The 21,721-nt window shown below is 73.6% G+C and carries 22 protein-coding genes; 10 read left to right on the top strand and 12 right to left on the bottom strand.

Annotated features, from left to right (window positions below):
• Positions 1 to 330 precede the first annotated feature (330 nt).
• Genes ABD976_RS13520 through ABD976_RS13510 form a run of 3 tightly spaced genes read right to left on the bottom strand, consistent with a single transcriptional unit; the run spans position 331 to position 2,524 of the window.
• Positions 331 to 1,098 (bottom strand): MBL fold metallo-hydrolase, encoded by a 768-nt coding sequence (locus tag ABD976_RS13520; protein ID WP_345362837.1) that lies wholly within the window; start codon positions 1,096 to 1,098, stop codon positions 331 to 333.
• Positions 1,095 to 1,910, bottom strand: a complete 816-nt coding sequence (murI, locus tag ABD976_RS13515; RefSeq protein WP_345362835.1) for a glutamate racemase — start codon at positions 1,908 to 1,910, stop codon at positions 1,095 to 1,097. Before murI ends, ABD976_RS13520 begins: the two co-directional genes overlap by 4 nt.
• Complete coding sequence (locus tag ABD976_RS13510) at positions 1,907 to 2,524, bottom strand: rhomboid family intramembrane serine protease (protein WP_345362833.1); 618 nt, start codon at positions 2,522 to 2,524, stop codon at positions 1,907 to 1,909. Before ABD976_RS13510 ends, murI begins: the two co-directional genes overlap by 4 nt.
• Before the next feature lie 195 nt (positions 2,525 to 2,719).
• Here ABD976_RS13510 and ABD976_RS13505 point away from each other — a divergent pair, with 195 nt between their 5' ends.
• On the top strand, positions 2,720 to 3,553 hold the full coding sequence (locus ABD976_RS13505) for an SMP-30/gluconolactonase/LRE family protein (protein ID WP_345362831.1): 834 nt from the start codon (positions 2,720 to 2,722) through the stop codon (positions 3,551 to 3,553).
• A 109-nt stretch (positions 3,554 to 3,662) separates the two neighbouring features.
• On the opposite strand, the gene ABD976_RS13500 is transcribed toward ABD976_RS13505, so the two are convergent.
• The 6 genes from ABD976_RS13500 to clpS all read right to left on the bottom strand — a co-directional run bounded on the left by ABD976_RS13500 (position 3,663) and on the right by clpS (position 7,828).
• Positions 3,663 to 4,613, bottom strand: a complete 951-nt coding sequence (locus ABD976_RS13500) for a PLP-dependent cysteine synthase family protein (RefSeq protein WP_345362829.1) — start codon at positions 4,611 to 4,613, stop codon at positions 3,663 to 3,665.
• Between the two features lie 71 nt (positions 4,614 to 4,684).
• Positions 4,685 to 4,963, bottom strand: a complete 279-nt coding sequence (locus ABD976_RS13495) for a MoaD/ThiS family protein (protein ID WP_345362827.1) — start codon at positions 4,961 to 4,963, stop codon at positions 4,685 to 4,687.
• Between the two features lie 79 nt (positions 4,964 to 5,042).
• Positions 5,043 to 5,498 carry a M67 family metallopeptidase gene (locus ABD976_RS13490; protein WP_345363019.1) on the bottom strand — a complete coding sequence of 152 codons (456 nt, stop codon included), beginning with the start codon at positions 5,496 to 5,498 and terminating at the stop codon, positions 5,043 to 5,045.
• A gap of 94 nt (positions 5,499 to 5,592) precedes the next feature.
• A complete protein-coding gene (locus ABD976_RS13485) occupies positions 5,593 to 6,627 on the bottom strand; it encodes a P1 family peptidase (RefSeq protein ID WP_345363017.1) in 1,035 nt (344 codons plus the stop codon).
• Positions 6,628 to 6,965: 338 nt separating this feature from the next.
• Positions 6,966 to 7,532: a DUF2017 domain-containing protein gene (locus ABD976_RS13480; protein WP_345362825.1), complete on the bottom strand. Its 567-nt coding sequence runs from the start codon at positions 7,530 to 7,532 to the stop codon at positions 6,966 to 6,968.
• A 2-nt stretch (positions 7,533 to 7,534) separates the two neighbouring features.
• The gene (gene clpS, locus ABD976_RS13475) at positions 7,535 to 7,828 is read right to left on the bottom strand and encodes an ATP-dependent Clp protease adapter ClpS (RefSeq protein WP_345362823.1); all 294 of its coding nucleotides are present in this window, start codon (positions 7,826 to 7,828) and stop codon (positions 7,535 to 7,537) included.
• A 113-nt stretch (positions 7,829 to 7,941) separates the two neighbouring features.
• Between clpS and ABD976_RS13470 the strand changes: the two genes are divergently transcribed.
• The 8 genes from ABD976_RS13470 (at position 7,942) to ABD976_RS13435 (ending at position 16,546) form a co-directional block, all read left to right on the top strand.
• A complete protein-coding gene (locus ABD976_RS13470; RefSeq protein ID WP_345362821.1) occupies positions 7,942 to 9,249 on the top strand; it encodes a nicotinate phosphoribosyltransferase in 1,308 nt (435 codons plus the stop codon).
• 52 nt (positions 9,250 to 9,301) lie between these two features.
• Positions 9,302 to 9,874, top strand: a complete 573-nt coding sequence (locus tag ABD976_RS13465; RefSeq protein WP_345362819.1) for an isochorismatase family protein — start codon at positions 9,302 to 9,304, stop codon at positions 9,872 to 9,874.
• 112 nt (positions 9,875 to 9,986) lie between these two features.
• Positions 9,987 to 12,128, top strand: coding sequence for an ATP-dependent DNA helicase (locus tag ABD976_RS13460; RefSeq protein WP_369775642.1), 2,142 nt, complete (start codon positions 9,987 to 9,989; stop codon positions 12,126 to 12,128).
• A gap of 87 nt (positions 12,129 to 12,215) precedes the next feature.
• Entirely contained in the window at positions 12,216 to 12,791 is a 576-nt protein-coding gene (locus ABD976_RS13455; RefSeq protein ID WP_345362816.1) for a biotin transporter BioY, read from the top strand.
• Entirely contained in the window at positions 12,788 to 14,158 is a 1,371-nt protein-coding gene (locus ABD976_RS13450; RefSeq protein ID WP_345362813.1) for an AMP-binding protein, read from the top strand. The genes ABD976_RS13455 and ABD976_RS13450 overlap by 4 nt, the downstream gene beginning before the upstream one ends.
• Entirely contained in the window at positions 14,155 to 15,273 is a 1,119-nt protein-coding gene (locus ABD976_RS13445) for a thiolase family protein (RefSeq protein ID WP_345362810.1), read from the top strand. Before ABD976_RS13450 ends, ABD976_RS13445 begins: the two co-directional genes overlap by 4 nt.
• On the top strand, positions 15,270 to 15,944 hold the full coding sequence (locus tag ABD976_RS13440; RefSeq protein ID WP_345362807.1) for an energy-coupling factor ABC transporter ATP-binding protein: 675 nt from the start codon (positions 15,270 to 15,272) through the stop codon (positions 15,942 to 15,944). Before ABD976_RS13445 ends, ABD976_RS13440 begins: the two co-directional genes overlap by 4 nt.
• On the top strand, positions 15,941 to 16,546 hold the full coding sequence (locus tag ABD976_RS13435; RefSeq protein ID WP_345362804.1) for an energy-coupling factor transporter transmembrane component T family protein: 606 nt from the start codon (positions 15,941 to 15,943) through the stop codon (positions 16,544 to 16,546). The genes ABD976_RS13440 and ABD976_RS13435 overlap by 4 nt, the downstream gene beginning before the upstream one ends.
• A 176-nt stretch (positions 16,547 to 16,722) precedes the next feature.
• Here the strand turns inward: ABD976_RS13435 and ABD976_RS13430 are convergent, their stop codons facing one another.
• The 3 genes from ABD976_RS13430 to ctaD form a co-directional block, all read right to left on the bottom strand.
• Positions 16,723 to 17,511 carry a peptidyl-tRNA hydrolase gene (locus ABD976_RS13430; protein ID WP_345362801.1) on the bottom strand — a complete coding sequence of 263 codons (789 nt, stop codon included), beginning with the start codon at positions 17,509 to 17,511 and terminating at the stop codon, positions 16,723 to 16,725.
• A gap of 18 nt (positions 17,512 to 17,529) precedes the next feature.
• Entirely contained in the window at positions 17,530 to 18,762 is a 1,233-nt protein-coding gene (serB, locus tag ABD976_RS13425; RefSeq protein ID WP_345362798.1) for a phosphoserine phosphatase SerB, read from the bottom strand.
• A 119-nt stretch (positions 18,763 to 18,881) separates the two neighbouring features.
• Positions 18,882 to 20,630, bottom strand: coding sequence for an aa3-type cytochrome oxidase subunit I (gene ctaD / locus ABD976_RS13420; RefSeq protein WP_345362795.1), 1,749 nt, complete (start codon positions 20,628 to 20,630; stop codon positions 18,882 to 18,884).
• A 494-nt stretch (positions 20,631 to 21,124) separates the two neighbouring features.
• On the opposite strand from ctaD, the gene ABD976_RS13415 reads away from it, so the two are divergent.
• Positions 21,125 to 21,658, top strand: coding sequence for a DUF305 domain-containing protein (locus ABD976_RS13415; RefSeq protein ID WP_345362792.1), 534 nt, complete (start codon positions 21,125 to 21,127; stop codon positions 21,656 to 21,658).
• Positions 21,659 to 21,721: the final 63 nt, after the last annotated feature.

Below are 21,721 nucleotides of genomic sequence, written 5' to 3'. Positions count from 1 at the left end.
CGCTCGCCCGGGGCAACCAGAACCCCCACCGCCAAGCAAGCGGGCGAAGCCGCTCCCGCACAACCGGCACCACCGCCAGGCAAGCGGCGAAGCCGCTTCCGCTTCACCCCACCTCAGCAACCGGCACCGCCGCGGGTTCTCAGCGGCCTTCTCGCGAGGACGCCCTGACGCTGTGTACGCGCTTGTACATGAGGAAGGGCGCCCGGAGCGAGAAGGCCGCTGAGGTTCCGCCACCCGCACCGCGCGCCAAAACGACCACAACACCTTCCCGACGAGAAGGCCGCTGAGGTTCCGCCACTTGCACCGCGCGCCAACCGGACCACGGCACCATCAAACGACATACTCGCGGCCTGGTTCTACTACTTCTACCGGCCCGTCGAACACGGCCGCCGCCTCGGCGCGGATGGCGTGCGGGTCGGACCACGGTTGCAGGTGGGTCAGCAGCAGCCGCCGCGCTCCCGAGGACACCGCGGCCTCCGCGGCTTGGAGCCCGGACAGGTGCAGGCCGTCGGGCGCTTCCGGGTGGTGCGGCCAGGACGCCTCGGCGAGCAGCACGTCGGCGTCGCGGCCGAGTTCGTCGAGCGCCGGGCAGGGGCCGGTGTCGCCGGTGTAGGCCAGCACGGCGTCGTCGGCGGTGATCCGGAACCCCCAGGCCGGGCAGACGTGCGCCACCGGCACGGGCTGGACGTGGAACGGGCCGATCCGCAGCTCCTGGGGCATCGGGACGAAGTCGAACACGTCGCTCAGGTCGGTCTGCTGCCGTTCGGCCTCGTCGGTGGCGTGCAGCGCGGCGAAGCGCTCGGGGGCCTCGGCCGGGGCGAACACCGGCAGCCGCCGCTGCCGGGTGTCGTAGGGCGGCGCCGGGTGGTAGCGGCGCAGCACCGTCAGCGCGCCGAAGTCCGCGCAGTGGTCCGGGTGCAGGTGGCTGAACAGCACCGCGTCCAGCTCGAACGGGTCGGCGACGCGCTGCAGCGCCCCGAGGGTGCCGTTGCCGAGGTCGAGCACGATGCGGCTGCCGCCGGATTCCACCAGGTAGCCGGAGGCCGGTGACTCCGGCCCGGGGATGCTGCCGGAGCAACCGAGGATCGTCAGCTTCACGCGGTCGAGCTTGGCACGAGCAGCGGCCCGACGGCATCCACCGGGAGCGCGGGACCGAGGAACCGGCCCGCCATCCGGGCGAACCGCTCCGGGGTCCCGGTGACCCGGAACTCGTGGCGCACCGGTTCGGCGCCCGGGGTGAGCAGGTCGTGCTCGGTGAGCTTGCGGACCACGTCCTTGGCGGTCTCCTCGGCGCTGGAGACGAGCGTCACCTGCTCGCCCATCGCGAGCTGGAGCACGCCGGTGAGCATCGGGTAGTGCGTGCAGCCGAGCACGAGGGTGTCCACGTCGGCGCGTTGCAGCGGGTCGAGGTAGTTCTGCGCGAGGCCGAGGACCTGCCTGCCGCTGGTGATGCCGCGCTCCACGAAGTCGGCGAAGCGGGGGCAGGCGGCGGTGGTCAGCTCGATGTCCGGGGCGGCGGTGAAGGCGTCGTCGTAGGCGCCGGACCGGATGGTGGCCTGGGTGCCGATCACGCCGACCCGGCGGTTGCGGGTGGTCGCCACGGCGCGGCGCACCGCGGGCAGCACCACCTCGACGACCGGCACGTCGTAGCGCTCGCGGGCGTCGCGCAGGCAGGCGGACGAGGCGGTGTTGCAGGCGATGACCAGCATCTTGACGCCCTCGTCGACGAGCGCGTCGGTGATCGCGAGGGTGCGTTCGCGGATCTCGGCGACCGGCATCGGACCGTAGGGCGCGTTGGCGGTGTCGCCGACGTAGCGCAGCGCCTCGCCGGGGAGCTGGTCCATGATCGCGCGGGCCACCGTGAGCCCGCCCACCCCGGAGTCGAAGATCCCGATCGGCGCGTTGGTCACCCGTTCAGTCTGCCAGAGCGGGGCCGGGAGCGGCGGGCCAGCAGCAACGCCGCCAGCAGCCCGCCGAGCGCCCCGAACAGGTGACCTTCCCAGGACACGTTCGGCTGACCCGGCAGCACGCCCCACAACATGCCGCCCCAGTAGAAGAACAGCACCAGGGCGACCACGATCTGCCCCGCGCTGCGCTGCACGAACCCGCGCAGCAGCAGGAACACCATCCAGCCGAACACCACGCCCGAGGCCCCCGCGTGCGTCGTCCCGCCGTCGGCGACCAGCCAGGTGCCCGCGCCCGCGACCAGCCACACCACGGCGGTGACCCCGAGGAACTGCCGCACCCCGCCGGACAGCAGCAGCCAGCCCAGCACGAACAGCGGCACGCTGTTGGCGATCAGGTGGCCGAACCCGAAGTGCAGCAGCGGCGCCCACAGGATGCCGTCGAGCCCGTCGACGTCGCGCGGCTCGATGCCGGCGCCGTCCAGCCTCAACGTGGGCAGGAGCAGGTCGACGAGCTCGATCGCCCAGAGCACCACGAGGAACCCGAGCATCCCGACGGCGGATCGCAGCGGCTTCTCCGGCAACACCCGCGCCCGGCGCCGCTCAGGCAACTCATTCACACCGACGAGGTTACGCGGTTCGTCCGGTTCCGGGCTCCGGAATCACCCTGAGTCCACCCGTGACCGCCGGTGGGCGGAACCTCCGCTTCGCCCGGGTGACCTCGGGCGCTCGCCCGGTGACGACCCGGGGCGTCGCGGGCGCGGTCGGCTCCTAAGATCGAGGGCCGTCGGGTCCGGGTTCGGAGAGGTGACGTGGTGGGCGTCGAGGTCGACATCGCGGTGCGGGCGCAGGCCCGCCGAGGCGGGGCACCCACCTGGGACGTCCGCACCGACACGGTGCTCTGGGTGGACGGCCCCGCGCGCAGCGTGCACCGCTTCACGCCGGGCCGCGCGGATCACGAGATGGACGTCCCGCAGCTCATCGGCGCCGGGAAGCCGCGCGCCCTCGGCGGCCTGGTGCTGCACCTCGACGAGGGCATCGCGCTGTTCGAGTCGACCGGGACCACCCGCACCTGGCTGGTGTACTGGGCGCGGGAGGGCGTCACCGCCGGGGCCACCGCGATCGACGGCAAGGGCCGGTTGTGGGCGACCACCATCAGCCCCGACCGGTCCGACGGCTGGCTGGCGCGGGTCTCCGCCTCCGGTTCGGCGACCATCGCGCTGGGCGGGCTCACCGCCGTCACCGGCCTCGACTGGAGCCCGGACGGCGCCCTGATGTACCTGGCGGTGGACGGGCGGCTCGACGTGCTCGACCACGACCCCGCCACCGGTGAGATCGCTGCCCGACGCCCGTTGTGCGAGGTCGGCGAGGCCCTCGGCGGGATGTGCGTGGACGCCGACGGCGGGATCTGGGTCGCCCTGCGCGAGGCCGGGGAGCTGCGGCGGTTCACCCCGGACGGGGCGCTGGACCGCACCGCGGCGCTGCCCGCGCGGCGGCCGACCGGCTGCTGCTTCGGCGGCGAGGAGCTCACCGACCTCTACGTCACCACCGCCCGCGACGGCGTGGACGAACCCGGGGAGGCCGACGGCGCACTGCTGGTGCTGCCGGACGCGGGCACCGGCCTGCGCCCCTTCGCCTTCGCAGGCTGACCACCCGCACCGGCGCACGGCTCGCACCCGGCTTCACCCGGAAGGGGAATGAGTGAGGGGCACCCTTGTCCCAGTTACTTGGTCAAGGGTGCCCCTCACCTGGAACAGGTCAGGCCCAGAGTTGGCCTTCGAGGCCGCCCGCCGCCTCGTCGAGGGTGCCCGCGTAGGCGCCGGTGGACAGGTACTTCCAGCCCGCGTCGGCGACCACGAACACGATGTCGGCGCGCTCGCCCTGGGCCGCGGCCTTCTCCCCGATGGTCAGCGCCGCGTGCAGCACCCCGCCGGTGGAGATGCCCGCGAAGATCCCCTCGGACTCCAGGAGCTGCCGGGTGCGCCGCAGCGCGTCGTAGGAGCCGACCGAGAACCGGCGGCTGAGCACCTCGGCGTCGTAGAGCTCCGGGACGAAGCCCTCGTCGAGGTTGCGCAGCCCGTAGACCAGCTCGCCGTAGCGCGGCTCGGCGGCCACGATCTGCACGCCCGGCTTCTGCTCCCGCAGGTAGCGCCCGACACCGACCAGCGTGCCGGTGGTGCCCAGGCCCGCGACGAAGTGCGTCACGCTCGGCAGGTCGCGCAGGATCTCCGGGCCGGTCCCGCGGAAGTGCGCGTCGGCGTTGGCGGGGTTGCCGTACTGGTACAGCATCACCCAGTCGGGGTTCTGCTCGGCCAGCTCCTTGGCCACCGCGACCGCCTGGTTCGACCCGCCCGCGGCCGGGGAGGACACGATCCGCGCGCCGAACGCCTGGAGGAGCTGCCTGCGCTCCTCGGAGGTGTTCTCCGGCATGACGCAGACCAGCCCGTAGCCCTTGAGCTTGGCGGCCATCGCCAGCGAGATCCCGGTGTTGCCCGAGGTCGGTTCCAGGATCGTGCACCCGTGGGTGAGGCGGCCCTCCTTCTCGGCCGCCTCGATCATGGCCAGCGCGGGCCGGTCCTTGATCGAACCCGTGGGGTTGCGGTCCTCCAGCTTCGCCCACAGCCGGACGTCCGGCGACGGCGACAGGTGCGGCAGGCCCACCAGCGGCGTGTCGCCGAGCGCGTCCAGCAATGAGTCGTAGCGAGCCACTGCGGTCTCCTCCTAGCGCGGTGTGGGTGGCGGCTGCGGCGTCCCGGCGGGACCGGGACGCCCACCGGACTTCAGCGCATGCCGCCCGCGACGGCCGGGAGGATGGTCACGCTGTCGCCGTCGGAGACCTTGGCCTCCAGACCACCGCTGAACCGGACGTCCTCGTCGTTGACGTAGACGTTGACGAAGCGGTGCAGGGCGCCCTCCTTGACCAGGCGGTCCTTCAGGCCGCTGTGCCTGCTGTCGAGGTCGTCGATCACCTCGGCGAGGGTGTTGCCGCCGGCCTCGACCGACTTCTGCCCGTCGGTGTGGGTGCGCAGGATGGTGGGGATGGAGACGGTGACTGCCATGGGAGGACCTCCTGTCCACGGGGATGTTGCTCTCGACATGAGAATGCGGCCGCCGGAGCGGCCAGCGGGTGAGCGGGGCTCAGTCCCGTTGCGGGACCTCGTCGGCGCCGGTGTGGGCGAACATGTAGGACTCGACCACCTCCACCGGTTCCTCGGTCACCTCGCCGTCGAGAATCCGGTACGACCGCAGCTCGTGGGTCTGCGGGTCGCGGGTGGACACGAGCACGTAGTGCGCGTTGGGCTCCGAGGCGTAGGCGACGTCGGTGCGCGACGGGTAGGCCTCGGTGGAGGTGTGCGAGTGGTAGATGACCACCGGCTCCTCGTCGGCGGCGTCCATGCCGCGCCAGACCTTCAGCTGCTCCGCGGAGTCGAACCGGTAGAAGGTGGGCGAGCGCTCGGCGTTGACCATCTCGATCAGCCGTTCCGGGCGGTCCGACCCTTCCGGGCCGGCAATCACGCCGCAGGCCTCGTCGGGGTGGTCCCGCCGGGCATGGGCGACCATCGCGTCCACGAGGTCACGTCGGATCACCAGCACAGACACCATCCTAATAGGTGAGGCACCGGCCTCCCACGATGTGGAAACCGCGGGACCGGTGCTGTTTCCAGGCGCAACGCCGACCCACGATGCTTCATTCCCGGCAGGACGGGTAGAGGACCGTGCAGGAGGTCACCTCGCCCACCGGCTCGGCCGCCAGCACCGCCCGGACGATGGCGCGGGCGAGCACCTCGGCCGCCGCCGAGGCCAGCTCGTCCAGCCGGAGCGACCACCCGGCCGCGCCGCGCTCGGGCAGCTCCGGTCCGGTGCCGGTGGCCAGCGCGAACACCGTGTCGCCGTCGCCCATCAGGTGCGCGGGCCGGATCGCCCGGGCCAGCCCGTCCTGGGCGGCGACCGCGATCCGGCGGCACTCCGCCTTGTCCAGCACCGCGTCGGTGGCCACCACGCCGATCGTGGTGTTCACCGGCCGACCGATCGGGCCACGCCGCCCGGGACGCACCCCGGCCAGCAGGCGTCCGGCCGCGACCTCGGCGGGGGCGGGCGCGGGCAGGCCCACGTCGAACCACGGCCGCCCGGTCTCGGGGTCGATCACCGAGCCGGAGGAGTTCACCGCGACCAGCGCGCCGACCACCGCGCCGTCGTCGAGCACCGCGCTTGCGGTGCCGATGCCGCCCTTGAGCTGCCCCGCGACCGCGCCGGTGCCCGCCCCGACGTTGCCCTGGCGGACCTCGGCGCGGTCGGCGGCCGCGCACGCCCGGTAGCCGAAGTCGGCGTCCGGCCGGTTGCCCCAGTCGCCCATCGGCAGGTCGAACAGCACCGCGGCGGGCACGATCGGGACCACGTGCGCCGGGTCGGAGCCGACCGGGAAGCCGTGCCCCCGCTCGGCCAGCCAGCGCATCGCCCCGTCGGCGGCGGCCAGCCCGTAGGCGCTGCCGCCGGAGAGCACGACCGCGTGGGCCCGCTGCACCAGGTGGGACGGGTCGAGCACGTCGGTCTCCCGGGTGCCGGGGCCGCCACCCCGCACGTCCACCGCCGCCGCGGCGCCCTCGGGCACCAGCACCGCGCTGGTCCCGGTCGCCCAGCGCTCGTCCAGCCGCTCGTGGTGGCCCACGAGGACCCCGCCGACGTCCACGATCGCGTCCCGCTCACCCGGTCGAAGCACCACCAGCCGCTCCCTCCGCCGCACCGGAGGCCACGGTAACCACCCCGGGCCCCAACCCCGGAAGGACACCACGAGGGCCAGCACAAATCCGATCCACCCGGCCAGCGGCGAAGCCGCTTCCTGCCCACGCACGCGCGAAACCCGATCACCGTCAGGCAAGCGGCGGGAGCCGCTTCCGCACTACCCCACCCTCGCAACTTGCACCGCCGCGGGTTCTCAGCGGCCTTCTCGCGAGGACAGCCGCGACGCTGTGTACGGGTGGGTACATGAGAAGCGGCTCCCGGAGCGAGAAGGCCGCTGAGGTTCCGCCACCGGCACCGCTCCGCACAAGAACCACAACACCATCACGTCAAAAGCGCGCCGACGAGGCTGTCCTGGACCCAGGTCAACCACTGGTAGACGCCCAGGTGCTCCCGCCGCATGTCGTCCTCGGGGAGCTCGTCGGGGGTCTCCTCGTCGATCTCCAGGGCGGTGCCGAGGGCGAGCCGCACGTCGTTGAGGGCGGTGAGCCAGCCGTCGGCCTGCTGGTCGGTGAGGGCGATGCCGCCGCCCTGCGACGGGCAGGTCTCCAGCACCATCGTCGCGACGTCGCTCTTGGCCTGGACCACCTCGGGTTCGTAGAGCGAGCGCATCGCCCCGGCGGCGTCGTCGCGGTCCTCCCCGGTGTCGCCGGGGTCCTCCTGGTCGAGCCGGTAGAAGTCGGGCAGCAACCGGGCCAGCACCCGGTCGTCCGGCGCGGTGGTGGGGCCGGTGCGGATGCCGGTCAGCTCGGCGAGCTCGTCGCGCGGCGCCTCGTGCGCCCGTCCCGCGAGCATGTCCCGCACCTGGCCGACGAGCCCGCGGATGACCGCGGCCTCCTGCGGCGTCACGGTCGCCACCAGGCGCTCGTTCTCTCGGCTCCAGCCTTGCACGCTCAGGAATCCTTCTGCATCGTCGCCCAGAGGCCGGCCGCGTGGAGCTTGGCCACGTCGCCCTCGACCTTCTCCTTCGATCCGGACGAGACCACGGCGCGGCCCTTCTGGTGCACGTCCATCATGAGCTTGGTGGCGTGGTCCCGGGTGTACCCGAAGATCTTCTGGAAGACGTAGGTCACGTAGGACATCAGGTTGACCGGGTCGTTCCAGACCACGGTCACCCACGGCCTGTCCTCGGAACCGAGTTCGTCCGGTTCGAGTTGCGCGCGCTCGAGTTCAGCGGGCGAAGTCATGGCCCCATCGTCGCACGGCCCACGCCCGGGGTTGTCGACCACACGGGCATTCCGGGCGGAGCGCCGGTTCACCGCGTGCCGGTAGTGCCGTGCGACCACGTAATCTCACCCGCATGAGGGGCGCACCCAACGCGAGCACCGCACTGCTGACCGACCACTACGAGCTGACCATGCTCGCCGGCGCGCTGCGGGACGGCACGGCGCACCGGGACTGCACCTTCGAGGTGTTCACCCGGCGGCTGCCGGGGGCCCGGCGCTACGGGGTGGTCGGCGGCGTCGGACGGCTGCTGGACGCCATCGAGGACTTCCGGTTCGACGAGGACGAGCTGGCCCACCTGGCCGAGCACGAGGTCGTCGACGAGACCACCCTCGAATGGCTGCGCGACTACCGCTTCACCGGGGACATCGACGGTTACCCGGAGGGCGAGCTGTTCTTCCCCGGTTCCCCGGTGCTGACCGTGCGCGGCAGCTTCGCCGAGGCGGTGCTGCTGGAGACGCTGGCGCTGTCGGTGCTCAACCACGACAGCGCGATCGCCGCCGCGGCGACCCGGATGGTCTCGGCCGCCAACGGGCGCCGGATGATCGAGATGGGTTCGCGGCGCACCCAGGAGGAAGCGGCCGTGGCCTCGGCCCGGATCGCCTACCTGGCGGGTTTCGCCGCGACCTCGAACCTGGAGGCCGGGCGCCGCTACGGCATCCCGACCGGCGGCACCTCGGCGCACTCCTTCACCTTGCTGCACGACGACGAGCGGGCCGCCTTCCAGGCGCAGGTCGAGGCGCTGGGCACCGGCACCACGCTGCTGGTGGACACCTACGACATCACCCGGGGCATCGAGCTCGCCTTCGAGGTCGCCGGTACCGAGCTCGGCGCGGTGCGGATCGACTCCGGCGACGTCGGCGTGCTGGCCAGGCAGGCCCGGGAGCAGCTCGACTCGCTGGGCGCCACCGGCACCAAGATCGTGGTGTCCGGTGACCTCGACGAGTACGCGATCGCCGCGCTGCGGGCCGAGCCGGTCGACGGCTACGGGGTGGGCACCGCGCTGGTCACCGGCTCCGGCGCGCCGACCGCCGAGATGGTCTACAAGCTGGTCGAGGTCGACGGCAAGCCGGTCGCCAAGCGCAGCTCGCACAAGGAGTCGCGCGGTGGCCGCAAGTCGGCGATCCGCAGGCACAAGGACACCGGGACCGCGGTCGAGGAGGTCGTCTACACGGTGTCCCCGGGGGCGTCCGAGCCGGTGCCCGGCCCGCACGACCGCTTCGTGCCGGTGCCGCTGGTGCGCGGCGGGACCCGGGTGCCGGGGTTGCCGACGCTGGCCGACAGCCGGGAGCGGTTGCGGCACGCGCTGGTCACGCTGCCGTGGGAGGGGCTGAAGCTGTCCCGGGGCGAACCGGCCATCCCCACGACTTTCCACCGGGCGTGATCACGTCCACACTGGCCACCGGCGGCGGAACGCGGCACGAGGGGATGCGGGCATGGCCAAGGCGCTGATCATCGTCGACGTGCAGAACGACTTCTGCGAAGGCGGTGCGCTGGCGGTGACCGGTGGCGCCGGGATCGCCGCGACGCTGAGCCGGGAGCTGCCCGGCTACGACCACGACGTCGTGGTGGCCACCCGCGACCACCACATCGACCCGGGCGAGCACTTCAGCGAGACGCCGGACTTCGTCCGCTCCTGGCCGGTGCACTGCGTGGCGGGCACCCCGGGCGCCGAGTTCCACCCCGACCTGGACGTCTCGCGGGTCGACGAGGTCTTCCGCAAGGGCCAGTACAGCTCCGGCTACTCGGGGTTCGAGGGCGTCGACGAGCAGGGGCTCGGGCTGGCCGACTGGCTGACCGGGCGCGGCGTCGACCACGTCGACGTGGTCGGGGTGGCCACGGACCACTGCGTGCGCGCCACCGCGCTGGACGCGGCCGGCGCCGGGTTCACCACCACCGTGCTGCTGGACCGCACCGCCGGGGTGAGCCGCGAGACGGTCGCCACCGCGCTGGCCGACCTGCGCGCCGCCGGGGTCCGCCTGGTCGGCGAACCCCTCGTCGCGGGCTGAGCGCCCCCGTTCCACCCGAACCGCGCTCCGGCGTTCGCCGCGGGGCGGGACCGCATCGGGTGAGGTGGGCACCACCGGCCCCGGACGGGGGTGCGCGGTAGCGTCTCCTGCCGTGCCGACCTCCGTTCCGCGCTGGTCCGACCCGACCGGCTTCGACCTCGACGAGTCCGACGAGCTGCCGCCGGAGCTCGCGGCCGAGCTGGGGACCGGGGTGTTCGGCCAGGGCAAGCCACCGCACGAGGTGCCCGCGCTGCCGGAGCTGCTGCGGATCGCGGTGGGCTCGGTGGGCGGCGAACCCCGCGAGGGCCAGGCCCGGATGGCCGAGGCGGTGGCGCACTCGATCGACAGCGGCGAGCACCTGGCCGTGCAGGCCGGGACCGGCACCGGGAAGTCGCTGGCCTACCTGGTCCCGGCGATCCGGCACGCCGTCACCCGCGGCACCACGGTGGTCGTGTCGACCGCGACGATCGCGCTGCAACGCCAGCTCGTCGACCGCGACCTGCCCCGGCTGGCCGGCGCGCTGACCGAGGCGATCGGCAGGCGCCCGACGTTCGCGATCCTCAAGGGCAGGCGCAACTACCTGTGCCTGAACCGGCTCCAAGGCGGCACGCCCGAGGAACCCGACGAGGACGCGCTGTTCGACGCCTTCGCCGCCTCCGCGCTGGAACGCCAGGTGACCCGGCTGCGCGACTGGGCGGGCGACACCGAGACCGGCGACCGCGACGAGCTGGTCCCCGGGGTGAGCGACCAGGCGTGGCGGCAGGTGTCGGTCACCGCCAAGGAATGCCTCGGGGTGCACCGCTGCCCGGTCGGCACCGACTGCTTCGCCGAACGCGCCCGCGCCACCGCCGGGCGGGCCGACGTGGTGGTCACCAACCACGCACTGCTGGCCATCGACGCCCTGGACGACCGCCCGGTGCTGCCCGAGCACGACGTGGTGCTGGTCGACGAGGCGCACGACCTGGTCGACCGGGTCACCTCGGCGGCCACCGGGGAGCTCGCCGCCGGGGCGGTGCGGCTGGCCGCCCGCCGCTGCGGCCGGGTCGTCCCCGAGGACGTCGCCGACCGGCTGGTCGAAGCCGCCGAAGGCCTGGAGGTCCTGCTCCGCGACGCACCGCCGGGCCGCCTCGACGAGCTCCCCGACGCGGTGGGCGCGGCGGTCCGCGCCGTCCGGGACGCCGCGCGGGCCTGCGTGGACGCGCTGGGGCCGGAGCGCAAGGAGGACGCCGACGGCAACGCCGCCCGGAAGATGGCCGCGGCGCTGACCCAGGAGGTGCACGACACCGCCGACCGGCTGCTGGACGCCTTCGACGAGGACGCCGGGCACGACGTGGTGTGGGTGGCCGCCGACCCGAACCGGCCGCCCGCGCTGCGGGTCGCCCCGCTGAGCATCGGCGGGCTGCTCCGGGAGCGGCTGTTCGGCCAGCGCACCGCGGTGCTCACCTCGGCGACCCTGGCCCTCGGCGGCTCGTTCGACGCGCTGGCCCGGCAGTGGGGGCTCCCGCCGCAGCAGCAGGCCCGGCCGGTCGGCGGGATGGCCACCGCCAAGGAGGCGCCGTCCGACGCGGGCGGCCCGAACTGGACCGGGCTGGACGTCGGGTCGCCGTTCGAGCACGGCCGCAGCGGCATCCTCTACCTCGCCCGGCACCTGCCACCGCCCGGCCGGGACGGCTTGCCGCCGCAGTACCTCGACGAGCTGACCGAGCTGGTGCGGGCCGCGGGCGGTCGGACGCTGGGGCTGTTCTCCTCGATGCGCGCCGCCCGGCAGGCCGGGGAGGAGCTGCGGGAACGGCTGGACACCCCGGTGCTGTGCCAGGGCGAGGACGCCACCGCGCAGCTCGTCGCCCGGTTCGCCGAGGACCCGGCGACCTCGCTGTTCGGCACCCTCTCGCTGTGGCAGGGGGTGGACGTGCCGGGCGAGTCGCTGCAACTGGTGGTGATGGACCGCATCCCGTTCCCGCGCCCGGACGACCCGCTGGCCTCGGCGCGGCAGAAGGCGATCTCCGAGCGCGGCGGCAACGGCTTCATCACGGTGGCGGGCACCCACGCCGCGCTGCTGCTCGCGCAGGGCGCGGGACGGCTGCTCCGCTCCGCCGCCGACCGGGGCGTGATCGCGGTGCTCGACCCCCGGCTGTCCACCGCCCGCTACGGCGGGTTCCTGCGCGCGTCGCTGCCGCCGTTCTGGACCACCAGCGATCCGGAGGTGGTGCGCGGCGCGCTGCGGCGGCTCGACTCGGCGGCCCGCGATTTGTAGGTCGTCCACAACGAGGCGTTGAGCTTTCTGTACCGGCGCGGGGGCCGGGTAGGTTGTGCTCGCCGCCCCCGACCGCAGGGAGAGATCGTGTCCGGATCGCGTCCCACCACCTCCGCCGCCGCGCTGGCCACCACCGTGGTGTTCGCCGCGTTCATCGCGGTGCTGGGCATCTTCCCCGGCTTCTACCTCGGCGGTGCGGCGGTGCCGATCGTGCTGCAGAACATGGGTCCGCTGCTGGCGGGGAGCATCCTCGGCGCCCGGCGGGCGGGCGCGGCGGTGCTGCTGTTCCTGGCGCTGGCCGCGCTCGGGCTGCCGCTGCTGTCCGGCGGGCGGGGCGGCATCGGACCGTTCCTCGGACCCAGCGGCGGGTTCCTGTTCGGCTGGCTGCTCGCCGCCGTGGTGGTCGGTCTGATCGTCCGGCGCAGCACCCGCCCGGGGCTGCTCGTCCTGTTGATCGCCAACATCGCCGGGGTGCTCGCGGACTACTTGATCGGCATCCCGTACTGGGGTCTGATGATCGGCGACCTCGGTGCCGCGGCGGTGCAGTCGCTGGTGTTCGTGCCCGGTGACGCGGTCAAGCTCGTCGCCGTCTCGCTGGTGGCCGCCGCGGTCCACCGCGCGGTGCCCGCGCTGACCGGCCACCGCGCCGCGACGCGGGGATGACCGGCGTGCTGCCCGTCCTCGGCGGCCCGCTCACCGGGCGGGTGACCCACGGCCGCACCGCGCTGACCGCCGCGGAGCTGCTGCCCCTCGTGCACGGCGCCGCCGCCGCGCTGCCCACCGGCCGGGTCGCCCTGGACGGGGGCGGCGCGCTGTCCCGGCTCGTCTGGTTCCTGGCCGCCGACCTGCGCGGCTGTCCCGCGCTGCTGGTCGAGGAGTCCTGGACGCCGCGCGAGCGGGACGCGGTGCTCGCCGATGCGGCGGCCACCCCGGTCGACGCGAGCGCCACGCCCACCGGTCCGGTGCGGGACCGCAGCACCGGCGGCGCCGACGAGCCGTTCTACCTGCCGACGACCTCGGGCAGCACCGGGCGCCCGCGCGTGCTCCAGCGGTCGCGGCGGTCCTGGCAGCGCAGCTTCGCGCTGTTCGACGTCCCGCTGGAACCCGCCGACGAGGTGCTGGTCCCCGGACCGCTGAGCTCCTCGCTGTTCCTGTTCGGCGCCCTGCACGGGTTGCGCGCGGGCGCCCCGGGAGCAGGTGCCGGGGTGCGGCTGCTGGACCGCTGGTCGGCGGTGGCCGCCGCGCGGGAGGCCCGGACCGCGACGGTGGTGCACCTGGTGCCCGCGATGCTGGCCGCGCTGCTCGCGGTCCTGGAACGCGACCCGGTGCTGCGCGCCGGCTGCGCGCTGCGCGCGGTGATCTGCGGCGGCGCCCGGGTCGACCCGGCGCTGGCCGACCGGCTGGCCAAGGCGTTGCCCGGCTGCGAGCTGATCGAGTACTACGGCTCGGCGGAGCAGTCGCTGATCGCGCTGCGCCGGGGCGGCGGGGCGCTGCGCCCCGTGGTGCCGGTGGCGGTGGAACCGGTGGACGACGAACCGGTGGCGGGCGCCGGGGAGCTGCACGTCCGCTCCGAGCTGGCCTTCGACGGCCACTTGGAGGACGGCGTCCTGGTCGAGGCGAGTCCCGGGTGGATGCCGGTCGGCGACCGGGCGATCCAGCACCCGGACGGTGCGCTGGAGGTGCTCGGCCGCGCCGCCACGACCATCAGCAGCGGCGCCCGGCTCGTCTCCGCCGAGGAGGTCGAGGCGGTGCTGCGCACCGGCGACGGGGTGGCCGACGTGCTCGTCGCCCCGACCCCGCACCCCCGCTTCGGCGCCCTGGTCACCGCGCTCGTCGAGGTGGACCCGGGGCGCCCGCCCGCGCTGGGCGAGCTGCGCGCCCTGGCCCGTCGCGAGCTCGCGCCGGGCAAGCGGCCGCGCCGCTGGCTGCTCACCACCGCGCTGCCGCGCACCCCGGCGGGCAAACCGGCCCGCGCGCTGGTCGCCGAGCGGTTGCGGGCGGGCACCCTCGACGCCTGGGAGCCGGCGTGACGGGCCCGGTGGTGATCGCGGCCCGCCGCAGCCCGATCGGCACCGCCGGGGGCGCGCTGCGGGACGTCCCGGTGGACCGGCTGGCGGCTCCGGTGCTGCGCGCCGCGCTCGACGACGCCGGGATCGACGCGGTCGACGACGTGCTGCTGGGCAACGTGCTCGGGCCGGGCGGCAACCCGGCGCGCAGCGCGGCCCTGCGGGCCGGGTTGGACGCCGCGGTGCCCGGGATGGCGGTGGACCGCCAGTGCGCCAGCGGGCTCAGCGCCATCACCACCGCGGCGGCGCTGCTCGACGCGGGCGGTGGGACGCACCTGCTGGCCGGTGGCGCGGAGAGCCCGTCCACCGCGCCGTGGCGGGCGTGGCGACCGCGCTCCGCGACCGAACCGCCGCGCTTCTACGACCGCGCCCCGTTCGCACCGCCCGAGATCGGCGACCCGGACATGGGCCCGGCGGCGGACCTGGTGGCCGCCGAAGCCGGGATCGCCCGCGAGCGGCAGGACGCGTTCGCCGCGCGCAGCCACGCCCGCGCGGTCGCCGCGCAGGACGCCGGGCGGTTCGCCGCCGAACTCGTCGAGGTCGCCGGGTGCGGCGCCGACGAGCGCCCCCGGCGCGGGTTCGACGAGCGGCGGCTGGCCCGGTTCCGCCCCGCCTTCACCGCGACCGGCACCGCCACCGCCGCCAACTCCTGCGGCATCAGCGACGGCGCCGCCGCGGTGCTGCTCACCACCGAGCAGCGCCGCCGGGAACTCGGCGTGCCGGGGTTGCGGTTGCTCGGCTGGCGCACCTCGGGCGTCGACCCGAACCGGCTGGGGCTCGGCGCGGTGCCCGCGATGCGGGCGCTGCTGGAGCGGTGGACCCCGGAGGTCGTCGAGTTCACCGAGGCCTTCGCCGGGCAGGCGCTGGCCTGCCTGGACGCCGCCGGGATCGATGAGGAGCGGGTCAGCCCGGACGGCGGCGCGATCGCGCTGGGCCACCCGTGGGGCGCGTCCGGGGCGGTGCTGGTGGTGCGGTTGTTCAGCCGCATGGTGCGGTCGGACGGGCCGCGCCTCGGGATGTCGGCGCTGTCGTCCGGCGGTGGGCTGGGCGTGGCCGCGATGTGGGAGCGAGTGGGTTGATCGAGTTCGAAGCGGTCGGGCACGACTACGGCGGGCACCCGGTGCTCGACCACGTGGACCTGCGGCTCGCCGAGCAGCGGGTGGCCTTCGTCGGGGCCAACGGGTCCGGCAAGTCGACCCTGGCCCGGATGGTCAACGGGCTGGTGCACCCGACCCGCGGCCGGGTGCTGGTCGACGGCGTCGACCCGGTCCGCGACGGGCGCACCGTGCGCCGCCGCGTCGGGTTCGTCTTCACCCACCCGGACAGCCAGATCGTGATGCCCACCGCGGGCGAGGACGTGGCGTTCTCGCTGCGCAAGCAGGGCCTGTCCAAGCGGGAGCGGCAGCGGCGGGCGGCGGAGGTGCTCGCCCGGCACGGCCTCGACGGCTACGCCGAGCACCCGGCGCACCAGCTCTCCGGCGGCCAGAAGCAGTTGCTGGCGCTGTGCTCGATGCTGGTGCTGGAACCGGACGTGCTGGTCTGCGACGAACCCACCACGCTGCTGGACCTGCGCAACAAGCGGCACTTCGTCGAGGTCCTCGAAGGACTGCCGCAGCAGGTCGTGCTGGTCACCCACGACCTCGACCTGCTGGACCGCTTCGACCGGGTGGTGGTGCTCGACGGCGGGAAGGTGGTCGCCGACGACGCGCCCGCCCCCGCGCTGGCCCACTACCGGGAGCTGATCGGATGAGCCCGCTCGGCCTCTACGAGCCCGGCACCGGTCCGCTGCACCGGCTCCCGGCGGGGCTGAAGTTCCCCGCGCTGCTGGTGCTGGCGATCACCACGTTCGTGCTGGGCAGCCCGGCGGCGCTGGCGGTGCCCGCCGGGCTGGTCGTCCTCGGGTACGCGGTCTCGGGGCTGCCGCCGCGGCGGATCTGGCAGGCCGCGCGCCTGCTCGTCCCGCTGCTGGTCGTCGTCTTCCTGCTCCAGTGGTGGATGCTCGGCGCGCACACCGCCGCCGTCGTCGCGCTGCGGCTGTTCACCGCGCTCGCGGCGGCGAACCTGTTCACCCTCACCACCCGGGTCGACGACCTGGTCAGCGCGGTCGAACGGGGTCTGGGCCCCACCCGGCGGCTCGGCGTGCGGCCGGAGCGGATCGGGCTGCTCGTCGGGCTCACCCTCCAGGCGGTCGCGGCCCTGTCCACCCTCGCCGCCCAGACCCGCGAAGCCCAGCGGGCCCGGGGCGCCGAACGCTCGCTGAAGGCCTTCGCGATCCCCTTCCTCGTCCGCACCCTCCGCCACGCCGACCACCTGGGCGAAGCCCTGGCAGCCCGAGGAGCCGCGGACGACTGATCCACCCCCCGCCCGCCGAGCACCCACGTTCACCCGTTGGTTCGGCAGGTGAGGGGCACCCTTGCCCAAGTAACTTGGGCAAGGGTGCCCCTCACCTGGAAGAACACCATCCGAACGGGTGGGGCTTGCCTCCGCTGGAGCACGCACTCGCGATGGCAGCCGACCGGAGCCGCGGCTCAGCGCCACTGGCCGAGCACCGTCACCGTTCCCGGCGCCACCTCGGTGAACCCCGCGTCGCGCACGGCCACCACCCCTCGCTCCCGCCACGCCCGCTCCGGGTCGCCGGGGCACAGCCGCGCCCACTCCTGCTCGGTCGCCGTCCGCACCGCGCACGGGTACCCGGCCTCGCGCCACCGGGCCAGCTCCGCGTCCCGACCCGCGCCGTGCACGGCGGCGGCCAGCAGCATGGTCGCGTGGCCCGCCTGGGCCGCCGTCTTGCCCGCGCTCATCTCGGCGTCGGGGCTGAGCAGCAGCAGCGGGCGGTCCGCCGGGGGTTCACCGGGGGTGTCGGCTTCCAGCTCGCTGCCGGAGATCTGCAACCGGGACAGCTCGCGGGGCATCTCGGCCACCCGCATCGGCAACATCGCCCGGACCTCGGCGCCGCCGACCTCGACGGTCCGGCCGGGCAGTTCCTGCACCGCCGCCCAGTGCGCGCCCCGCGCCCGGCGGGCCACCTTCCGGATGCGACCGGAGATCCAGCGGTGCATCGACTCGTGCCACTCGCCGCCGGGGGCGCAGCGGTCGTCGAGGCAGACCGCGAGCGCCGCCGCGGCGGCGGCTTCGAGCAGCGCGGTGCGCGCCGGCGGGTCGCGGCGTTCGATCCGCAGCACCATCGGCATGAGCACCACCTGGTCCGGGTCCTCGTCGGACACGTCGGCGGTGGCCGCGCCGGGCATCGCGAGCCAGGACGTGTAGCGCGCGATCAGGGGGTCGAGGACGGAGGCGACGTCGAGCACGGTGCTCATTGTCGCCCCGCCCCCGGCTCAGTCCTCCAGCGGTACCCGCCGCAGCACGCCGTCCTCGGCGTCGGCGGCCTCGATCTCGGCGCGGGTGACGCCGAGCACGAACAGCACCGTGTCCAGGAACGGGTACGACAGCGCGGTGTCGGCGACCTCGCGCAGCGCCGGCTTGGCGTTGAAGGCCACGCCGAGCCCGGCGGCGGCGAGCATGTCGATGTCGTTGGCGCCGTCGCCCACCGCGACGCACTGGGCGCGCGGCACCCCGAAGGACTCGGCGAACCGCTGCAGCGCCTTGGCCTTGCCGGGCCGGTCGACGATCTCCCCGAGCACCCGGCCGGTGAGCTTGCCGTCGACGACCTCCAGCTCGTTGGCGGCGCTGAAGTCCAACCCCAGGTCGTCCACCAGCCGGTCGATGATCTGGGTGAAGCCGCCGGAGACGACCCCGGTGTGGAAGCCGAGCCGGCGCAGGGTGCGGATGGTGGTGCGGGCGCCGGGGGTGAGTTCGAGCTCGGCGGCGACCTCGTCGAGGACGGTGGCGGGCAGCCCGGCCAGCACCTCGCACCGCTGCCGCAGCGACTCGGCGAAGTCGAGCTCGCCGCGCATGGCGCGCTCGGTGACCTCCCGGACCTGGTCCTCGCAACCCGCCCGGGCCGCGAGCATCTCGATCACCTCGCCCTGGATGAGCGTGGAGTCGACGTCGAAGACGACCAGCCGCTTGGCGCGGCGGAACAGCCCGGCGCGCTCCACCGCGACGTCGACGCCCGCCTCGGCGGTGACGTCGGCCATCGCGGTGGTGAGCCGGGCGTCGGTCTCGTCGCCGACCTCGGCGGCGCTGACCTCCAGCTCCAGGCCCGTGACGGGGTAGTCGGCGACCCGGCGGATGGAGTCGATGTTCACGTCGATCTCGGCGAGGCGGCGCGAGATGACCCCGAAGGCGCGCGCGGTGACCGGCTGGCCGAGCACCACGACGACGTGCGTGGAGGCCAGCTCGGCGCTGGCGTCCTCGGCGCCGATCTCGACCTCCACCGCCATCCCGACGGTGGCCATCGCCTGCTCCACCGCCTCCTGGAGGTGCTCCGGGTCGCGGTCGGTGGCGACGAGCACGCCGAGCACCAGCCGGTGGCGGATCACCACCTGTTCGACGTCGACGATGTCCACGCCGTGCCGGGTGAGGGCGGCGAACAGCACGGAGGTGACGCCCGGCTTGTCCTCGCCGGTGACGGTGATCAGCACGGTGGTCGCGTTCGGCGTGCTCACGACAGGCTTGGTCCTTTCTGGCCGCGAATGACCACGAGCCCCGGCGAGGGATGCCCGCCGGGGCTCGTCGAGCTAGTCACACCCTGGCACAGCCGTGCCGGGTCGAACTAGAACGCAGGTCACTTCTCCGGTTCGGATTCCCCCTTGCCCTCGACGGGCGCGGCGTGCTTGTGGGCGAGGGCCTTGCCGGTGAAGGACAGGTGCCCCTCCAGCCGCATCTGCTCGGAGACGTGCGGGTAGTGCAGCTCGAACGCCGGGCGCTCGGAGCGGATCCGGGGCAGCTCGGTGAAGTTGTGCCGCGGCGGCGGGCACGAGGTCGCCCACTCCAGCGAGTTGCCGTAGCCCCACGGGTCGTCCACCGACACGACCTCGCCGTAGCGGTAGCTCTTGAACACGTTGTAGAGGAACGGCAGCATCGACGCGCCGAGCAGGAACGCACCCGCCGTGGAGATCGTGTTCAGCAGGGTGAACCCGTCGGACTCCAGGTAGTCGGCGTAGCGCCGCGGCATCCCCTCGTTGCCCAGCCAGTGCTGCACCAGGAACGTGGCGTGGAAGCCGAAGAAGGTCAGCCAGAAGTGCAGCTTGCCGAGCCGCTCGTCCATCATCCGGCCGGTCATCTTCGGGAACCAGAAGTAGATCCCGGCGAAGGTCGCGAACACGATCGTGCCGTAGAGCACGTAGTGGAAGTGCGCCACCACGAAGTAGGTGTCCGACACGTGGAAGTCCACCGGCGGCATCGCCAGCAGCACGCCGGTCAGACCGCCGAAGAGGAAGGTGACCAGGAAGCCGATGCTGAAGATCATCGGCGTCTCGAAGGTCAACTGGCCCTTCCACATGGTGCCGATCCAGTTGAAGAACTTCACACCGGTCGGGATCGCGATGAGGAACGTGGTGAACGCGAAGAACGGCAGCAGCACCGCGCCGGTCGCGTACATGTGGTGCGCCCAGACGACCACGGACAGGGCCGCGATGCCCAGCGTCGCGTAGACCAGACCGGTGTAGCCGAACAGCGGCTTGCGGCTGAACACCGGGAAGATCTCCGAGACGATGCCGAAGAACGGCAGCGCCACGATGTAGACCTCGGGGTGGCCGAAGAACCAGAACAGGTGCTGCCAGAGGATCACGCCGCCGTTGGCCGGGTCGAAGACGTGGGCGCCGAGGTGGCGGTCGGCCAGCAGGCCGAGCAGCGCGGCGGTCAGGATCGGGAACGCCATCAGCACCAGGACGCTGGTGACCAGGATGTTCCAGGTGAAGATCGGCATCCGGAACATCGTCATGCCGGGAGCGCGCAGGCAGACCACGGTGGTCAGCATGTTGACGCCGCCGAGGATGGTGCCGAGACCGGAGACCACCAGGCCGCTGATCCACATGTCGGCGCCGTGGCCGGGCGAGTGCAGCGCATCGGACAGCGGGGTGTAGGCGAACCAGCCGAAGTCGGCGGCACCACCGGGCAGCAGGAACCCGCTGACCACCATCAGGCCGCCGAACAGGTACAGCCAGTACGAGAAGGCGTTGAGCCGCGGGAACGCGACGTCCGGCGACCCGATCTGCAGCGGCAGGATGTAGTTCGCGAAGCCGAACAGGATCGGCGTCGCGTACAGCAGCAGCATGATCGTGCCGTGCATCGTGAAGAGCTGGTTGTACTGCTCCTGGGACAGGAACTGCATCCCGGGCACGGCCAGCTCGCCCCGGATCAGCATCGCCATCAAGCCGCCGACCAGGAAGAAGGCCATCGACGTGACGAGGTAGAGGATGCCGATTTGCTTGTGATCCGTGGTGCGGAGCATCCGCGCCAGGAAAGATCCCTTGACCGTTTTGCGCACCGGATAGGGGCGCGTGGCGATCGGCTGTGGCGCGACGGCCGTCACGGTGCCTCCTGCACTGATCCTTCGAGAATGCCTGCCGGGTCCGGCCAGCGAACCCGTCCGGCCCGGGTGGACCGGATGCCCGCCCGGCCGGCGGTCCGCAGCGGAGCTGCAGAGCCGACCGGCCGCGTTGCGTGCCGTCTGCGGATACTAGACCGACCTCGCGACCGACCTTCCGGCGGGCCGTAGCCACCCTATTCATCACCGGCGGCGAGGTCACCAGGGGTGAGATCAACGCGACAGGGCGTGCGGCGGGCGTACTTCCGCCGCGTGGTTCGCCCGGACCTGTCCGATGTCGCTCGCAGGTTCCGGCGGCCGGGCGGTTAGCCTACTGGGCAAGAGGTCCGGCAGTTCTGCGATCAGCCGATCCCGGGACCGCTCTGGGACGACGACCACCAGTGGAGGGGAAGCGCGTGCGGAGGAGCACGATCATCGGCGCGGTGCTGGCAGGCGGTCTCGCACTCGCGGGCTGCTCACCGAACGAGGTTGACAGCGAGATGCCCCCGGCCCCCGGGACCCCGCCGCCGTCGGCGGCCCAGCAGCTCCCGGTCCCGGTCGAGTCGCCGGAGGAGTTCACCGCGACCGACCGCGAGTTCGCCCAGGACCTCCGCAACGTCCAGCAGCAGATGGTCGAGCTGTCGCTGCTGGCCGAGCGGAACGCCCAGAGCGCGGAGCTCAAGCAGGTCGCGGGCCGGATCCACCAGGCCGCGGGATCCCGCGTCTCCGCGCTCAACGCCTGGCTCACCACGGTCGCCAGCCAGCAGTCCGGCAGCGCCCCCGAGGAAGAGGGCACGCCGCCCGCCGGCACCGAGGGCGTGCTGCCGGAGCAGCAGGTCCAGCAGCTCCAGACCACCACCGGCGCCGCCTTCGACCAGCAGTGGAAGCAGGCGATGCTGACCCTGCAGACGAACTCCTTCCAGCTCGCGCAGGCCGAGCTCGACGAAGGCACCTCCGACCAGATGCGCACTCTGGCGCAGGAGCTGGTGGGCCAGCAGCAAGGAACAATCGCAGACCTCAACGCTTTGCCTTGAGTTTTTGTGTCCGCGCTGCGTGGCGGTGCGGGTAGCGGAACCTCAGCGGCCTTCTCGCTCCGG

This window comes from Saccharopolyspora cebuensis (assembly GCF_039542665.1).
GTDB classification, from domain to species: Bacteria; Actinomycetota; Actinomycetes; order Mycobacteriales; family Pseudonocardiaceae; genus Saccharopolyspora; species Saccharopolyspora cebuensis.
Note: the sequence above shows the minus strand (reverse complement) of the source record. Positions and strands in the feature narration are given on the sequence as shown.

Excerpts from the sequence above, each read along its gene's own strand:
- ABD976_RS13415 (WP_345362792.1), top strand. The coding sequence starts at position 21,125 with ATGCCCCCGGCCCCCGGGACCCCGCCGCCGTCGGCGGCCCAGCAGCTC.
- ABD976_RS13450 (WP_345362813.1), top strand. The coding sequence starts at position 12,788 with ATGACCGGCGTGCTGCCCGTCCTCGGCGGCCCGCTCACCGGGCGGGTG.
- ABD976_RS13465 (WP_345362819.1), top strand. The coding sequence starts at position 9,302 with ATGGCCAAGGCGCTGATCATCGTCGACGTGCAGAACGACTTCTGCGAA.
- ABD976_RS13495 (WP_345362827.1), bottom strand. The coding sequence starts at position 4,963 with ATGGCAGTCACCGTCTCCATCCCCACCATCCTGCGCACCCACACCGAC.
- ABD976_RS13430 (WP_345362801.1), bottom strand. The coding sequence starts at position 17,511 with ATGAGCACCGTGCTCGACGTCGCCTCCGTCCTCGACCCCCTGATCGCG.
- ABD976_RS13470 (WP_345362821.1), top strand. The coding sequence starts at position 7,942 with ATGAGGGGCGCACCCAACGCGAGCACCGCACTGCTGACCGACCACTAC.
- clpS (WP_345362823.1), bottom strand. The coding sequence starts at position 7,828 with ATGACTTCGCCCGCTGAACTCGAGCGCGCGCAACTCGAACCGGACGAA.
- ABD976_RS13435 (WP_345362804.1), top strand. The coding sequence starts at position 15,941 with ATGAGCCCGCTCGGCCTCTACGAGCCCGGCACCGGTCCGCTGCACCGG.